At 59.2% G+C, this 13,573-nt stretch carries 12 protein-coding genes; 7 read left to right on the forward strand and 5 right to left on the reverse strand.

Annotated features, from left to right (window positions below; genetic code table 11):
- Positions 1 to 137 precede the first annotated feature (137 nt).
- Positions 138 to 800: a DNA-3-methyladenine glycosylase I gene (locus J7412_RS20110; protein ID WP_209081050.1), complete on the forward strand. Its 663-nt coding sequence runs from the start codon at positions 138 to 140 to the stop codon at positions 798 to 800.
- Positions 801 to 859: 59 nt separating this feature from the next.
- On the opposite strand, the gene J7412_RS22065 is transcribed toward J7412_RS20110, so the two are convergent.
- The 4 genes from J7412_RS22065 to proS all read right to left on the reverse strand — a co-directional run bounded on the left by J7412_RS22065 (position 860) and on the right by proS (position 4,650).
- Positions 860 to 982: a hypothetical protein gene (locus J7412_RS22065; protein WP_280637756.1), complete on the reverse strand. Its 123-nt coding sequence runs from the start codon at positions 980 to 982 to the stop codon at positions 860 to 862.
- 141 nt (positions 983 to 1,123) lie between these two features.
- Positions 1,124 to 1,807, reverse strand: coding sequence for an ABC transporter ATP-binding protein (locus tag J7412_RS20115; protein WP_209081052.1), 684 nt, complete (start codon positions 1,805 to 1,807; stop codon positions 1,124 to 1,126).
- Entirely contained in the window at positions 1,800 to 3,086 is a 1,287-nt protein-coding gene (locus tag J7412_RS20120; protein WP_247744030.1) for a lipoprotein-releasing ABC transporter permease subunit, read from the reverse strand. Before J7412_RS20120 ends, J7412_RS20115 begins: the two co-directional genes overlap by 8 nt.
- 211 nt (positions 3,087 to 3,297) lie before the next feature.
- Complete coding sequence (proS, locus tag J7412_RS20125) at positions 3,298 to 4,650, reverse strand: proline--tRNA ligase (protein WP_209081054.1); 1,353 nt, start codon at positions 4,648 to 4,650, stop codon at positions 3,298 to 3,300.
- Positions 4,651 to 5,111: 461 nt separating this feature from the next.
- Here proS and J7412_RS20130 point away from each other — a divergent pair, with 461 nt between their 5' ends.
- From J7412_RS20130 to J7412_RS20140, 3 genes are all read left to right on the forward strand, one after another.
- A complete protein-coding gene (locus J7412_RS20130; RefSeq protein ID WP_209081056.1) occupies positions 5,112 to 6,797 on the forward strand; it encodes an ATP-binding protein in 1,686 nt (561 codons plus the stop codon).
- A gap of 113 nt (positions 6,798 to 6,910) precedes the next feature.
- Positions 6,911 to 7,996, forward strand: coding sequence for an AI-2E family transporter (locus J7412_RS20135; RefSeq protein WP_209081058.1), 1,086 nt, complete (start codon positions 6,911 to 6,913; stop codon positions 7,994 to 7,996).
- 6 nt (positions 7,997 to 8,002) lie between these two features.
- Positions 8,003 to 8,671 (forward strand): DnaA/Hda family protein, encoded by a 669-nt coding sequence (locus tag J7412_RS20140; protein WP_209063846.1) that lies wholly within the window; start codon positions 8,003 to 8,005, stop codon positions 8,669 to 8,671.
- A 56-nt stretch (positions 8,672 to 8,727) separates the two neighbouring features.
- Here the strand turns inward: J7412_RS20140 and J7412_RS20145 are convergent, their stop codons facing one another.
- Entirely contained in the window at positions 8,728 to 9,492 is a 765-nt protein-coding gene (locus tag J7412_RS20145) for a nuclear transport factor 2 family protein (protein WP_209081060.1), read from the reverse strand.
- Positions 9,493 to 9,682: 190 nt separating this feature from the next.
- Between J7412_RS20145 and J7412_RS20150 the strand changes: the two genes are divergently transcribed.
- The 3 genes from J7412_RS20150 (at position 9,683) to J7412_RS20160 (ending at position 13,502) form a co-directional block, all read left to right on the forward strand.
- Positions 9,683 to 10,060: a helix-turn-helix domain-containing protein gene (locus J7412_RS20150; RefSeq protein WP_209063850.1), complete on the forward strand. Its 378-nt coding sequence runs from the start codon at positions 9,683 to 9,685 to the stop codon at positions 10,058 to 10,060.
- A gap of 163 nt (positions 10,061 to 10,223) precedes the next feature.
- Entirely contained in the window at positions 10,224 to 11,165 is a 942-nt protein-coding gene (locus J7412_RS20155; protein WP_209081061.1) for a sterol desaturase family protein, read from the forward strand.
- Positions 11,166 to 11,327: 162 nt separating this feature from the next.
- Positions 11,328 to 13,502 carry an RNA degradosome polyphosphate kinase gene (locus J7412_RS20160; RefSeq protein WP_209081063.1) on the forward strand — a complete coding sequence of 725 codons (2,175 nt, stop codon included), beginning with the start codon at positions 11,328 to 11,330 and terminating at the stop codon, positions 13,500 to 13,502.
- The last annotated feature ends 71 nt before the right edge of the window (positions 13,503 to 13,573 follow it).

The following is a 13,573-nucleotide window of genomic DNA, read 5'->3' on the forward strand; positions in this document are numbered from 1 at the left end:
CGCGCGCGGCGGCTCAGCAATAAACCTTGTGCAATTCTGATCAAACCACTTGAGAAACTGCGCAGACAAACCTCTGGCACTCATCCAAGAAATCGGAACAATGTTCTGAAGATCAACGCCACCCAAAGGACCACCCCATGCGCCCCTTCGACGAGATCTTCGCCATCACCGCCGACCGCAAAGGCGGCCCTGCCGCGCTTGAGGCCCAACTGACCAAACCCAAATCCGCCGAAGAGCTTGCGCATATCCCAGAGGACCGCTGGCTTGCCCAATTCACCAAAGGCGTGTTTCAAGCGGGCTTCAACTGGCAGGTCATCGAGAACAAATGGGAGGGCTTTGAGGCCGCCTTCCATGGATTTGATGTGGACCGCTGCGCCTTTCTGCATGACGAGGATATGGACCGCCTGATGTCCAACTCAGACATCGTGCGCAACGGCCCCAAAATCCGCACCGTGATCGAGAACGCCCACTTCATCCAATCCCTGCGCGCAGAGGGCGGCGCGGGGGTGGTGCTCGGCGGCTGGGCCGCAACCGACTATGTCGGCCTGCTCGAATTTATGAAAAAAGGCGGCTCCCGCATCGGTGGCAACACCGGTCAATATGCGCTGCGCTTCTTGGGCAAAGACAGCTTCATCCTATCCCGCGACGTGGTCGCCCGCCTGATCGCCGAAGGCGTGGTGGACAAACAGCCCACTTCCAAAGGCGCGATGAAAAAGGTGCAGGAGGCCTTCAACATCTGGATGGAGCAATCCGGCCGCAGCCTCACCGAAATCAGCCGCGTGCTGGCAATGAGCGTATAAACGCGCCCCTGCCCAAAGCCCGACCGGGGGTGGGCGCACCCAGTTGGCAACCTGTCCGCTTATGCCGACCAAACACATCCTGTTTCATCAAGCTGCCGCGCCCCGTCGCCAAAGCGCCCGCCCTGCGGACGGTCGGGCGCTGCACCAGCGCCTTCGGCTTGTTCTGGGGCCAAGGCCAGCATGCGACGCAACGCCCCTTGCGTTCACAAACGCCCCTGCCCCAAGATATTGAACCGCCGCAATACAGCCGCGTTACCGACGTTTCAAACAGGGCCAATCGGGCCCACTAACCTCTCACGCAACACCCGCCTCAGCCGAGAAATTCAGCCGTCAACCAGCAGCCCGTTTTCAAGCCGCACCACACGGTCCATCCGCGCCGCCAGCTCCATATTATGCGTCGCCACCAATGCCGCCAGCCCGGTCTCCCGCACAAGCGTCATCAACGCGTCAAACACCTGATCGCTGGTGGTTGGGTCAAGGTTCCCTGTCGGCTCATCTGCCAACAAAATCCGTGGCTTATTGGCCAGCGCCCGACAAAACGCCACCCGCTGCTGCTCCCCGCCAGACAGCTCCGCTGGCCGGTGATCCGCCCGATGTGCCACGCCTACGGTTTCCAGCAAGGCCCGCCCGCGCTCTGAGGCGGCCCCTTTTGCCACCCCATTGGCCATCTGCGGCAAAGCGATATTCTCTAGGGCACTGAATTCTGGCAACAAATGGTGAAACTGATAGACAAAACCGATGTCCTGCCGCCGCGCCTTTGTGCGCTGCCGGTCAGACTTACCAGAGAGCATCTGCCCGCCAATTTCCACCGTCCCCGCGTCCGGTGTGTCAAGCAATCCCGCCATATGCAGAAGCGTGGACTTCCCCGCGCCTGACGGGGCCACAAGCGCCACCATCTCGCCCGCCTTCAGGCGCAGCTCCGCCCCGCGCAGGACATGGATTTCACCGGCTAAGCCCTTGTTATAGCGCTTTTCTACGCCCTCAAGTTTCAGCGCAACATCATTCATAGCGCAGCGCCTCCACGGGGTTCATCCGCGCTGCCCGCCGCGCCGGAAAGATCGTCACAATGAAGGACAGTCCTAGCGACAGGCTCACCGCGCTTATCACATCCTCCATCTGCAACCGCGCCGGCAGGTGATAGATATTGCGAATCGACGGATCCCAGGCCTCACCGCCCAACAGTACGTTTACAAAGGAAAAAATCGGATCGATGTAGATCGCAAACAGGCAGCCCAGCAGCACGCCCATCACCGTACCAATCACTCCGGTGAAGGCCCCGCAGATGAAAAACACCCTCAGAACAGAGCCTTCGGTCAGCCCCATGGTGCGTAGAATACCAATGTCGCGCCCCTTGTTTTTCACCAGCATCACAAGGCCCGAAACGATGTTCATGGTCGCGATCAGCACGAGCACCGAGAGGATCACAAACATCACATTGTCCTCTACTTCCAATGCATTCAGAAAGCCCCCCGAAGCCTGCTGCCAGGTCCAGACCAGCGCCCTGTCGCCGCCCGCCTGCAACAGCGGAACAGCCATGTCGCCCACGTGTTCCGGATCAGCCACCATCACCTCGATCTCATCGGCAACACCATCGCGATCAAAGAAGGTCTGCGCCGCCTCAAATGGCAGATAAACCCGAGTGCGATCAATGTCATAGCGCCCGGCGGAGAAGATATAGACCACCTCATAGCTGCTCACCCGCGGGGAGGTGCCAAAGGCGGTTTTCACCCCGTTGGGCGAAATAATCTTGATCCGGTCGCCCACCAGCGCCCCCAGCTCGCGCGCCACGCCGGAACCAATGGCGATGCCCTCGCCAAAGCGGGCCAGATCCCCATCGCTGGTCTCCGGATCGGCAATCCGCGGCAGCTCCGCCAGATCCTCAGCCCGCATGCCAAAGACCTCCACGCCCGCATTGCGGCTGCGCATATTCGCCATCACCTGTCCTTTGACTAGTGGAGCCGCACGTGTCACCCCGGGCACCGCCCGCAGGCGCGCCGCCATCTCGTCAAAGTCGTGAAGGGTGCGATCAATCTGCCCGGTGTCCGAAATTTCCCCACGCTGATAGATGGTTGCATGGGCATTCGCGCCCAAAATCGTGTCAACAAACTCTGCCCGAAAGCCCGCGCGCACCGCCAGCGTGGCTATCAGCGCAAACACCGCCAGCGTGATGCCAATCAGGCTGATCCAGGTCATCACACTCACGCCGCCTTCGGCGCGCCGCGCGCGCAGATAACGCCAAGCGATCATCCACTCAAATCGGGAAAAAGGGGCGGTTCTGCCTGCCATGTCTGCTCCGGTTTTTGGTTGAGCGCGACCCTATGAGCCCCCTTTCACAGGGTCAACCCGGCAGCGCGCTGCCATCGGCAACACTGAGCGCAAAACGGAGCCTTTCCTCTTGCGCCAAATATCCCCGCCGGAGGCAACAACCCCCCCCCGCAGACTTGCGGGGGTTTTCAAAATCAAGCGCGCCGCAAGGCGCACATTTTATCAGCTGTGTTTACAGCCCAACCACACGGTGATCGGCGTAGATCTCGATCAGCTTGGCCACGGCCGCTTCTGGGGACAGCTCTTCACTCTCCCCGGTGCGGCGGCTGGTCAGCTCGACCACACCGTTCTTCAGACCACGTGGGCCAACGGTGATGCGCCATGGCAAACCAATCAGGTCCATGGTGGCAAACTTGCCGCCCGCACGCTCCTTGCGGTCGTCATAAAGCGGCTCCAGACCCGCTGCGATCAGCGCTTTTTCAAGCGCTTCACAGGCGGCATCGGCTTCTGCGTCACCCTGCTTGAGGTTCACGATGCCCGCATGGAACGGGGTCACACCTTCGGGCCAGATGATGCCCTTGTCATCATGGCTCGCCTCGATGATGGCGCCCAGCAGGCGGCTCACACCGATGCCGTGGCTGCCCATATGCACAGAGACTTTTTCGCCTTCAGCGGTCTGCACCTGCGCGTTCAGCGCGTCAGAGTATTTGGTGCCGAAGTAGAAAATCTGCCCCACCTCGATGCCGCGCGCCACACGGCGGCGCTCTTGCGGGATCTCGTTGAACAGCGCCTCGTCATGGGTCTCATCGGTGCGCGCGTATTTGGAGGTGAACTCCTCCAGCACGCCCTGACACTGCGCTACGCTGTCATAGTCGATCTCACGATCGCCAAAGGTCAGATCGGTCACCGCGCTGTCATAGAACACCTCAGACTCACCGGTTTCCGCCAGCACGAGGAATTCGTGGGTGTAGTCGCCGCCAATCGGGCCACCATCCGCACGCATCGGGATCGCCTGAAGCCCCATCCGCTCATAGGTGCGCAGATAGCTCACCAGATGGCGGTTATAGGCGTGCAGCGCGTCCTCTTTGGTGAGGTCAAAGTTGTAGCCGTCTTTCATGTAGAATTCGCGGCCCCGCATCACGCCGAAACGCGGGCGGATCTCGTCGCGGAACTTCCACTGGATCTGATACATGGTCAGCGGCAGATCTTTGTAAGAGCTCACATTGGAACGGAAGATATCGGTGATCAGCTCTTCTGCGGTTGGCGTATAAAGAATGTCGCGGTCATGGCGGTCTTTGATGCGCAGCATCTCTTCGCCATAAGCGTCATAACGGCCGCTCTCTTTCCAGAGGTCCGCCGACTGCAGTGTTGGCATCTGCATTGGAATGTGGCCCGCGCGCACCTGCTCTTCATGCACGATGTTCTCGATCTTGCGCAGCACTTTGAAGCCCAGCGGCAGCCAGGAGTAAATCCCGGCGCTGGATTGCTTGATCATACCAGCGCGCAACATCAGGCGGTGGCTCACAATCTGCGCTTCAGCAGGCGTTTCTTTCAACACAGGCAGGAAATAGCGGGACAGGCGCATCTGCGGTTTTCTCTCCAATGGGGCGGCCCACTCATAGCTCTGGGCGCGCGTATGTCAGCGTTCGCCATGGGCTAGCCCAAAGCTTGCCGCGAGGCAAGCCAAGCCCGCATATAGCCAGAGATATCCCACCGGACGTTCCCCCTGTTCGCAACCAACCAAGTGGGAGGAGACCAGGCCCGCTCACGAAAAAATAATTTGGCGCGCGCGTCGAGAGCGCAAGTTCGCCGATCGACCTCAGGCGCGGGCGAACAACCGCTCAATAGGTAAAGTTTGTATTAAATAAGGGGAGTTACGTATGAAATTTCACCTTGGATTAACGCTAAACGCACTAGATATATGCGTAGACCGCAGGCTGCACTGAGATTACGAAGTCGGGTCTTTGCACAACTGGCTGCGCCCTTTGGTTTTTTGGGCGCATCGGGCAACCGCCCAGTCTAAACCGCGAACGCATGAGCTAGAAGATGAACATTCCTGTGAAACCGGCATCCAATATGTCGCCGGCTGACGACCGCACCCTACAGGCGCTTGAGCTTGTAGACGCGGCAGAAGAACAGGCCTTCGACAACCTGAGCTCCTTGGCGAGCCGCGTGCTCGGTGCGCCCGTTGCTCTGGTTTCTATCGTGCAGCCCAGCGAAGACCGGCAATATTTCAAAAGCCATGTCGGCTTGCCTCCGGCCTATGCCGAGGCGCGCCAGACACCGCTCAGCCATTCGTTCTGTCAGCATGTACGCGCCAGCAACGCGCCGCTGGTTGTCTCAGACGCCCGCGATCACCCTGTGCTCAAATTCAACGGCGCCATCAAAGATCTTAATGTGATCGGCTATCTTGGGATGCCCATCCACCTGCCCGATGGCACACCGATTGGCGCCCTCTGCGCGGCCACGCCCGAGCCGCGGGATTGGAGCGCGGAAGATCAGCGCACGCTGCAGCAGATCGCGCGTTGCGTGAACGAGCAGATCGCCCTCAAAGCTGCGCTGGTCGAAGCCAAGGAAGCCGAAGCGCTTGCACAGCGGGCCGCAGAGGCACGCGAAACATTTCTGGCCCATATGGCCCATGAAATCCGCACGCCGCTCAATGGCATCATTGGCTCGGTGGACATGCTGAATGAATATGCCAGCGACAAACCCAAAAACAGCGAATGTGTGGATCTGCTCAGCTCTATTGAGACCTCGTCCATGGGTCTGCTGCGCATCCTCAATGACTCGCTGGACCTCAGCAAAATTGACGCCGGCGAACTCACGCTGGAGGAGCTCCCCTTCTCCGCCGCTGAAACCACACATGCGGTGATGGCGCTTTATCGGGGCAGCTCTGAGGCCAAAGCGCTGTCTTTGACCTATGAGGAGCAAGGCGCCTGCACCGATTTGTTGCGCTTGGGGGATGAATTCCGCCTGCGTCAAATTCTGGGCAACCTCATCAGCAACGCCATCAAATTCACCGACAGCGGCGCTGTGGGCATCACCCTGCACACCCTGCCAACCGGCTTGCGTTTCAGTATTTCAGACACCGGCAGCGGCATGGATGAGAAACAGCTGAGCCGCCTGTTCCAACCCTACACACAGGCCACCGCCTCTGTGGCGCGCCGCAAAGGCGGCACCGGTCTTGGCCTGTCCATTGTCAAAAAACTGGTCGACCTCATGGGCGGCGAGATCGAGGTAGAGAGCAAACTGGGCGAAGGCACAACATTCCATGTGACCCTGCCAATGCCGATCACCGATGCGCAGGACGAGCAAAAGATCTCGCCGGAAATCCTGCACAATGCCTATGCGGGCAAAGAGGCACTGGTCGCGGACGACAGCTCGGTCAACCGCCTTGTGCTGTCAAAGATGCTGGAGAGCATGGGCGCATCGGTAAAAACCGCCACCAACGGCGCCACCGCGCTGCAACAGGCGCGCGACACGCGCTTTGACTTCCTGTTTGTCGACATTCAGATGCCCGATTTCAGCGGCGATCAGATCGCTCAGGCCCTGCGCACAGATCCTGCCTCCGGTGTCTCCGCCGGATGCACCAAACTGGTGGCTGTGACGGCAAATGCCTTCCCCGAACAGGTGCAAAGCTATCTTGACGCAGGCTTTGACGATTGTCTGGCCAAGCCTCTGAAAAGAATTGATTTGCTGTCGGTGCTTGAGCCGTTCCGCCTCCACGCATAAGCCACAACCTGCCCCGCCGTTTTGGCAAGGGCAGGAAAACCACTTATGCTTGCAACCTAGGGCCGCTTCGGCGATGACTGTGCCCAGTTAAGTCAACTTGGAGCATCGGTTACATGGCCCTTCCCGCCAAAAAGCAATTTCAGTTCTGGGGTATTTTTGTTCTGGTATCTGCCCTGTTGCTTTGGGCGCTCGGGCATGTGTTGCTGCCCTTCGTGCTGGGCGGCGCGATTGCCTATTTCCTGGATCCGGTTGCCGACCGCCTTGAAAACAGTGGCCTTTCTCGGGCTGCCGCCACCGCGCTGATTACGCTGGTGGGGCTTCTGGTCTTTGCGGTTTTGGTGCTCGCTGTGGTGCCAACCCTGATCCAGCAGTTCATCGCGCTTGTGGAGACCCTGCCCGAAGTGGTGCAACAGGTGCGCGCCTTTGTAGCCGCCAAATTCCCCAGCATGCAGCAACCGGACTCGGTCATGCACCAGACCCTGCAGCAGCTTGGAGCGGTTCTCAAAGAACGCGGCGGCGCGTTTTTGCAGACCGCGCTCAGCTCCGCCATGTCTGTGCTCAATGTGGTGACCCTTCTGGTGATCGCGCCGGTGGTGGCCTTTTATCTTCTGCTCGATTGGGACCGGATGGTGGCCGAGGTCGACGGGCTGCTGCCCCGTGATCACGCGCCGATCATTCGCCGTCTTGCCAGCGACATCGACAAAACACTGGCTTCATTTGTGCGCGGCATGGGCACCGTCTGTCTGATCCTAGGCACCTACTACGCCGTCGCCCTGATGGTCGTAGGGCTGCAATTTGGCCTCGTGGTTGGCTCCATCGCGGGCCTTGTGACCTTTATCCCTTACCTTGGCGCTCTGATTGGGGGCGCGCTCGCCATTGGTCTGGCGCTGTTTCAATTCTGGGGCGACTGGCTGCAAGTCGGTCTGGTCGGCATCATCTTTGCCATCGGACAGGTGGTGGAAGGCAACATCCTGACCCCCAAGCTGGTTGGCAAATCGGTGGGCCTGCACCCGGTCTGGCTGCTTCTGGCGCTGTCCGTCTTTGGCGCGCTCTTCGGATTTGTCGGCATGCTGGTCGCTGTTCCGGTCGCCGCTGCCATCGGTGTGCTTGCACGTTTCGCCACAGGCCAATACATGTCCTCAAAACTCTACTACGGGCACAGCGCTTCGCAGAGCGAAGGCGCACAGGACGCTGAATAAACGACAATGGCTGAACAGCTAAATTTTGATCTGCCCGTCCGGGCAGCGCTTGGGCGTGATGATTTCTTTGTCAGCCCCGCCAACGCCATGGCTCTGGGGCTTGTCGACCTCTGGCCCAATTGGGCGGGTGGCAAACTTGTGCTGTCAGGGCCTTTGGGCTCAGGCAAGACCCATCTGACCCATGTGTGGGCCGCCCTGGCCGAAGCGCAGATTGTCAGCGCGACGAGCCTTCACAAAGACGACGTGCCCGCACTCGCCAAAACCCCTGTGGCCGTGGAAGATGTGCATCTGATCGCAGACAATCCCGAGGCCCAGACCGCGCTGTTTCACCTGCACAACCTGACCTTGGCAGAGGGCAACACGCTCCTGCTCACAGGGCTTGGCACCCCATTGCAATGGGGCCTCACCCTGCCCGATCTCCTAAGCCGGATGCAGGGCACCACGGTGGCGACATTGGATCAACCCGATGACATGCTTCTGATGGCGGTGATGGCCAAACAGTTCGGCGACCGCCAACTGATGCCAACCCCTGATGTGCTGAGCTACATCGCCAAACATATGGACCGCTCCTTTGCAGGTGTGGCCCGCGTGGTCGAAGCCGTGGACCAGCTCTCCCTCAGCGAAAAGCGCCCGATCACCAAAGTGCTGGCGAAACGGGTGCTGGAGCAGGACTGAAACACCTGCCCCAAAGGCGCGCCAATACACATCGGCGCGCCAGTGACTGCCTGTCCTTAGAATTTGCCGTTGTCATGCACCATCTGCGCAGGTGTTGGAGACACCACATCCCAGTGCTCAACAATCTTGCCATCCTCAACCCGCCACAGATCAAAGAAAGCCCACGGCTGATCGCTAACAGTGGCATCTGAGGCCACAAAAACAAAGTTGCCTTCCGCCACCACAATCTGCGGTTCAAACTTGGTGATTACAAAGCCCTGCTCGGCCCAGGCTTTGGTGCCCGCAATCAACCCGTCAATCCCATCCGCCAGCTGCGGATTATGCTGCATGTAGACCTCGGAATACATCGGCGCTTTTTCCGGCGCCGCGCCGCCCAGCACGTCCCGCACAAAGCCAAGCACCAACGCCTTGTTTTCCTCGGTGCGATCCAGATCGGTCACCTCGGTCGGGCCATCCGTCATGCCCCGACCTGACATTGTGGTTTCCGGAATGGGCTGAAGGTTGTCCCAATGCTCGGCAACCTTGCCATCCTCCACCCGAAACACATCAAATGCCGCCAGACTTGGCGCGCCAAAGGCATCGGCATTGTCAAAGGTGCTGTGCAACACAACCAGATCCCCTTCCGAGATGACACGGTGGGTTGTGACGCTCATGCCCGACTGCTCCACAAGCGGCACCAGCCCCTTCAGCCCCTCGGCACCGGTCGGCACCTGCGGATTGTGTTGAATGTAATCTGCGGTGACCAGCGCGCGGGCGGCCTCAGGGTCATGATCTGTAAATGCAGCAGTGAAAAGCGCGAGAACAAGTTCTTTCGGTGACATGATTTGATCCTCTGATTCGTGTCTGTTTCGTCTCTGTGCAAGCTTGGTATCAAATCCCTACCTCATAGCAATTACGTACCTTGAACTGACCTGGTATGGTCAAACATACCAAGATAGAAAAGGGAGTTTGCATTCAGCCCCACGCTGCGCTACTGTTCAGGTTAGTTTTGAAACGATACCAGAGCCTCACATGCTACCAATCGGCGTTGCCAACAAAGCGGAAGCTTCAAACTGCTCCATTCGTTCGGTCCTCTCCAACGTGACCGGCAAATGGCGCATGATCATCATCATGGCACTGGAGGATGAACCCAAGCGGTTCGGCAGCCTCAAACGTTGCATTGGTGATGTCACCCAAAGCGTGCTGACCGAAAACCTGCGCGGCTTGCAGCGTGACGGCTATATCACCCGCTCCGTCGACCCCGGCCCGCCGGTTGCCGTGTCTTATGAGCTCACCCCACTGGGCCGCACCCTGCTGGAGCTTCTCAAACCGCTGGTGTTCTGGTCGCACGAGCAAATGTCCGAGGTCCGGCAACACCGCATGGAATACGATCGCGATCAGGCGGGTTGACGCACACCGCCCAAGCGCCAAACCTGTTTCACAAAGCGGCATCGCCCCGTTGGGGCTCCCCCAAAACCACCCGCGCCACCCAAAAACACGATGACAGCCATAATGCAGACACTTTTAGGCATCATTCGTTCTAACTGAACAATTTGCATACGCGGGGGCGCGAATGGATATCACCGAACTGGCCCAACTGGCCTTGTCCAAAATCACGGGAATAACCCACAACGCAAACCTGCGGCATTTCTGGGTCTATGTCCTCTGCGGCATGGCCATCGCCGTATGCGCCCATCGCGTGGGCGGAGATGACCGCAAATTCCACTCGGTGTTCTTTAAAAAGGAGGTCTGGGGCTCGCGTTCCGCTTTCATCGACTACATCATTCTGATCGCAAACCCGATCATTATGGTTCTGGCCTTTGACTGGCTCCTCAAAAAGCTTTGGAGCCTGAGTGCCATCGTCGCCAGCGGCGTGAAATCCTTTGGCGCAGATCTCCAATCCGAAAGCGGCTCAATCTGGGTCGCCGTGGCACTGACCGTCTCGCTCTATGTGGTGAATGACTTCATGCGCTGGTGGCTGCACTATCTGCAGCACAAAATCCCGGTACTCTGGGAGTTCCACAAGATCCACCACTCCGCCGAACATCTGAACTTCGCCACTGCCGAGCGCCATCACCCGCTGGACGCCGTGTTCTTCCTGACCGGCACGATCAGCGCTGCTGCGCTGGTGAATGGGGTGTTCGTGGGCCTTTTCGGGGATCAGCTCACCGTCTATCAGCTTGGCGGCGCAAATGTGATCTTCTTCGGCTCAAACCTCATCGGCGGTGTCCTGCGCCACAGCCCAGCCTGGGTCAGCTACGGCCCGCGCATTGAGAAATGGCTGATTTCACCCGCCATGCATCAGATCCACCACTCCAGCGACCCCAAGCATTGGGACAAAAACATGGGGGGCGGCTTGGCGATCTGGGATCGTATGGGCGGCACGCTCTATGTCCCCAAAGGGCGCGAAGAGCTGGACTTCGGCATTGGCGAAGAAACACAGGACTACCGCACCGTTTATGGCATCTACATTGAGCCACTGATCAAAGCCAAACGGATCTTCCAGCGCAGCTGATGGTGACAAATTGGGCCAGTTGAGTGTCAGCATAGCTTCAAAGAGCCGCTGACACGCTAACGTCACCCGCTTTCCCGGCCATCTACCGCCCCTGCGCTGGACCCTCCTCAAAATCCGCCCTAAAGTCATCTTCTCGTTACCTGCCAATGGCATGAGAGCCGCATGACCCAAGCTGACTTTCTGAAATCCGACTTCCCCGCCGCCACCGCGATGCCTGATCTGGACATCTCCGGGCCGGACCGTTTCTACAATCGTGAGCTGAGCTGGCTCGGCTTTAACTGGCGCGTGCTGGAAGAAAGCGAAAACCCGCGTGTGCCGCTCTTGGAGCGCCTGCGCTTTCTGTCGATTTCCGCCACCAACCTCGATGAATTTTACACCGTGCGCGTGGCCGGTCTGCGCGAGCTTGTGCGCGAAGGCCACACCAGCCCCGCCCAGGATGGCCACTCCCCGGCAGAGCAGCTTGTTCTGATCAACGAAGACGCCCGCAACCTGCTGCAGGAACAGCAGCGCATGTTCAACGAGTTGCGCGAGGCGCTCGAAGACAAAGACATCCACATTCTGGACCGCGAGGCTCTTTCCGAAGACGACCAGACCTTCCTCGCCGATATCTTCATGAACCGCGTGTTCCCGGTGCTCTCGCCTCTGGCCATCGACCCGGCGCACCCGTTCCCCTTCATCCCCAACACCGGCTTTTCTCTGGCGTTGCAGCTTGAGCGCAAGAAAAACAAACGCCCCCTTCAGGCCCTGTTGCCGATCCCGCATCAGATCGACCGCTTTGTCTTCCTGCCCTCTGAGGGCAACACCGTCCGTGCCCTGCCGCTCGAAGAGCTGCTGATCCTGCATCTGGACAGCGTGTTCCCCGGCTACAAGGTCAAAGGCCACTGCGCCTTCCGCGTATTGCGCGACAGCGACCTTGAGGTCGAAGACGAGGCCGAAGACCTCGTGCGCGAATTTGAGGTGGCCCTGAAACGCCGCCGCCGCGGCGAAGTTGTCCGCCTCAAGATCACCGCAGACGCCCCTGCCTCGCTTAAGAAACTCATCATGGATGAGCTCGAAGTGCGCGGCGATGAGGTGGTTGATATCGCGGGCATGATTGGCCTCGCCGACCTCAAGGAACTGGTGGTGGATGAGCGCCCGGATCTGCTCTGGCCCTCGTTCACACCACGTGTGCCGGAGCGAGTGCAGGATTTTGACGGCGATATGTTTGCCGCGATCCGCCAGAAAGACATGCTGCTGCACCACCCCTATGAGACCTTTGACATGGTGGTGCGTTTCCTGCAGCAGGCCGCCCATGATCCCAATGTGGTGGCGATCAAACAGACGCTCTATCGGACGTCAAAAAACTCCCCCATCGTGAGCGCCCTTTGTGAGGCCGCCGAGGACGGCAAATCCGTCACCGCACTGGTGGAGCTGAAGGCGCGCTTTGACGAAGCCGCCAACATCCGCCAATCCCGCCGGCTGGAGCGCGCAGGCGCCCATGTGGTCTATGGCTTCTTGGATCTCAAAACCCACGCCAAGATCTCCACCGTGGTGCGGCGCGAGGGTGACAGGCTCGTCACCTACACCCACTATGGCACCGGCAACTACCACCCGATCACCGCCAAAATTTACACAGATGTGAGCCTTTTCACCTGCGACGCAGATCTGGGACGCGACGCCAACAAGGTGTTCAACTTCCTGTCCGGCTATGTGGAACCGGAAAAGCTCGACAATCTGGCGATCTCCCCGATCACGCTGAAGCCCCGTCTTCTGGAAATGATCGGCGCAGAGGCGGAAAATGCCCGCGCAGGCAAGCCTGCCGCGATCTGGGCCAAGATGAATTCGCTGGTGGATGCGGAGGTGATCGACGCGCTCTATGAGGCCTCTCAGGCCGGTGTGAAGATCTCACTCGTGGTGCGCGGCATCTGCTGTCTGCGTCCCGGCATCGAAGGGCTCTCTGACAACATCCGCGTCAAATCCGTCGTCGGCCGCTTTCTGGAGCACTCCCGCGTGATGTGTTTTGCCAATGGTCAGGAGCTTCCGAACAAGAAGGCCCGCGTCTTTATGTCCTCGGCCGACTGGATGGGCCGCAACCTCAAACGCCGTGTGGAAACGCTGGTCGAGGTCAAAAACGCCACGGTGAAAGCGCAAATCATGAGTCAGGTTCTGGCTGCCAACCTTGCGGATGTGGCGCAAAGCTGGGTGATGAAACCCGACGGTAGCTTTGCACGTCTGCCGGTGCCTGAGGGCGCATTTGCCTTCAACTGCCACCGTTTCTTCATGGAAAACCCCTCCCTTTCGGGCCGCGGATCGGCTGGCGCATCAGATGTGCCAAAACTGACCCATACGGATGATTGACCTCATCGTCTGATTGACCGAAAAAGCCGCGTGGCGCACAGTAATGATGCAGAACCACGCGACTTTTTTGG

Origin of the sequence: Shimia sp. R9_3, assembly GCF_017743755.1 — a bacterium.
In the GTDB taxonomy this organism is placed as follows: domain Bacteria; phylum Pseudomonadota; class Alphaproteobacteria; order Rhodobacterales; family Rhodobacteraceae; genus Shimia.

Coding starts and splice junctions, on each gene's coding strand:
- J7412_RS20110 (WP_209081050.1), top strand. CDS start 138: ATGCGCCCCTTCGACGAGATCTTCGCCATCACCGCCGACCGCAAAGGC.
- J7412_RS20120 (WP_247744030.1), bottom strand. CDS start 3,086: ATGGCAGGCAGAACCGCCCCTTTTTCCCGATTTGAGTGGATGATCGCT.
- J7412_RS20115 (WP_209081052.1), bottom strand. CDS start 1,807: ATGAATGATGTTGCGCTGAAACTTGAGGGCGTAGAAAAGCGCTATAAC.
- proS (WP_209081054.1), bottom strand. CDS start 4,650: ATGCGCCTGTCCCGCTATTTCCTGCCTGTGTTGAAAGAAACGCCTGCT.
- J7412_RS20140 (WP_209063846.1), top strand. CDS start 8,003: ATGGCTGAACAGCTAAATTTTGATCTGCCCGTCCGGGCAGCGCTTGGG.
- J7412_RS20155 (WP_209081061.1), top strand. CDS start 10,224: ATGGATATCACCGAACTGGCCCAACTGGCCTTGTCCAAAATCACGGGA.
- J7412_RS20135 (WP_209081058.1), top strand. CDS start 6,911: ATGGCCCTTCCCGCCAAAAAGCAATTTCAGTTCTGGGGTATTTTTGTT.
- J7412_RS20130 (WP_209081056.1), top strand. CDS start 5,112: ATGAACATTCCTGTGAAACCGGCATCCAATATGTCGCCGGCTGACGAC.
- J7412_RS20160 (WP_209081063.1), top strand. CDS start 11,328: ATGACCCAAGCTGACTTTCTGAAATCCGACTTCCCCGCCGCCACCGCG.
- J7412_RS22065 (WP_280637756.1), bottom strand. CDS start 982: ATGCTGGCCTTGGCCCCAGAACAAGCCGAAGGCGCTGGTGCAGCGCCC.
- J7412_RS20150 (WP_209063850.1), top strand. CDS start 9,683: ATGCTACCAATCGGCGTTGCCAACAAAGCGGAAGCTTCAAACTGCTCC.
- J7412_RS20145 (WP_209081060.1), bottom strand. CDS start 9,492: ATGTCACCGAAAGAACTTGTTCTCGCGCTTTTCACTGCTGCATTTACA.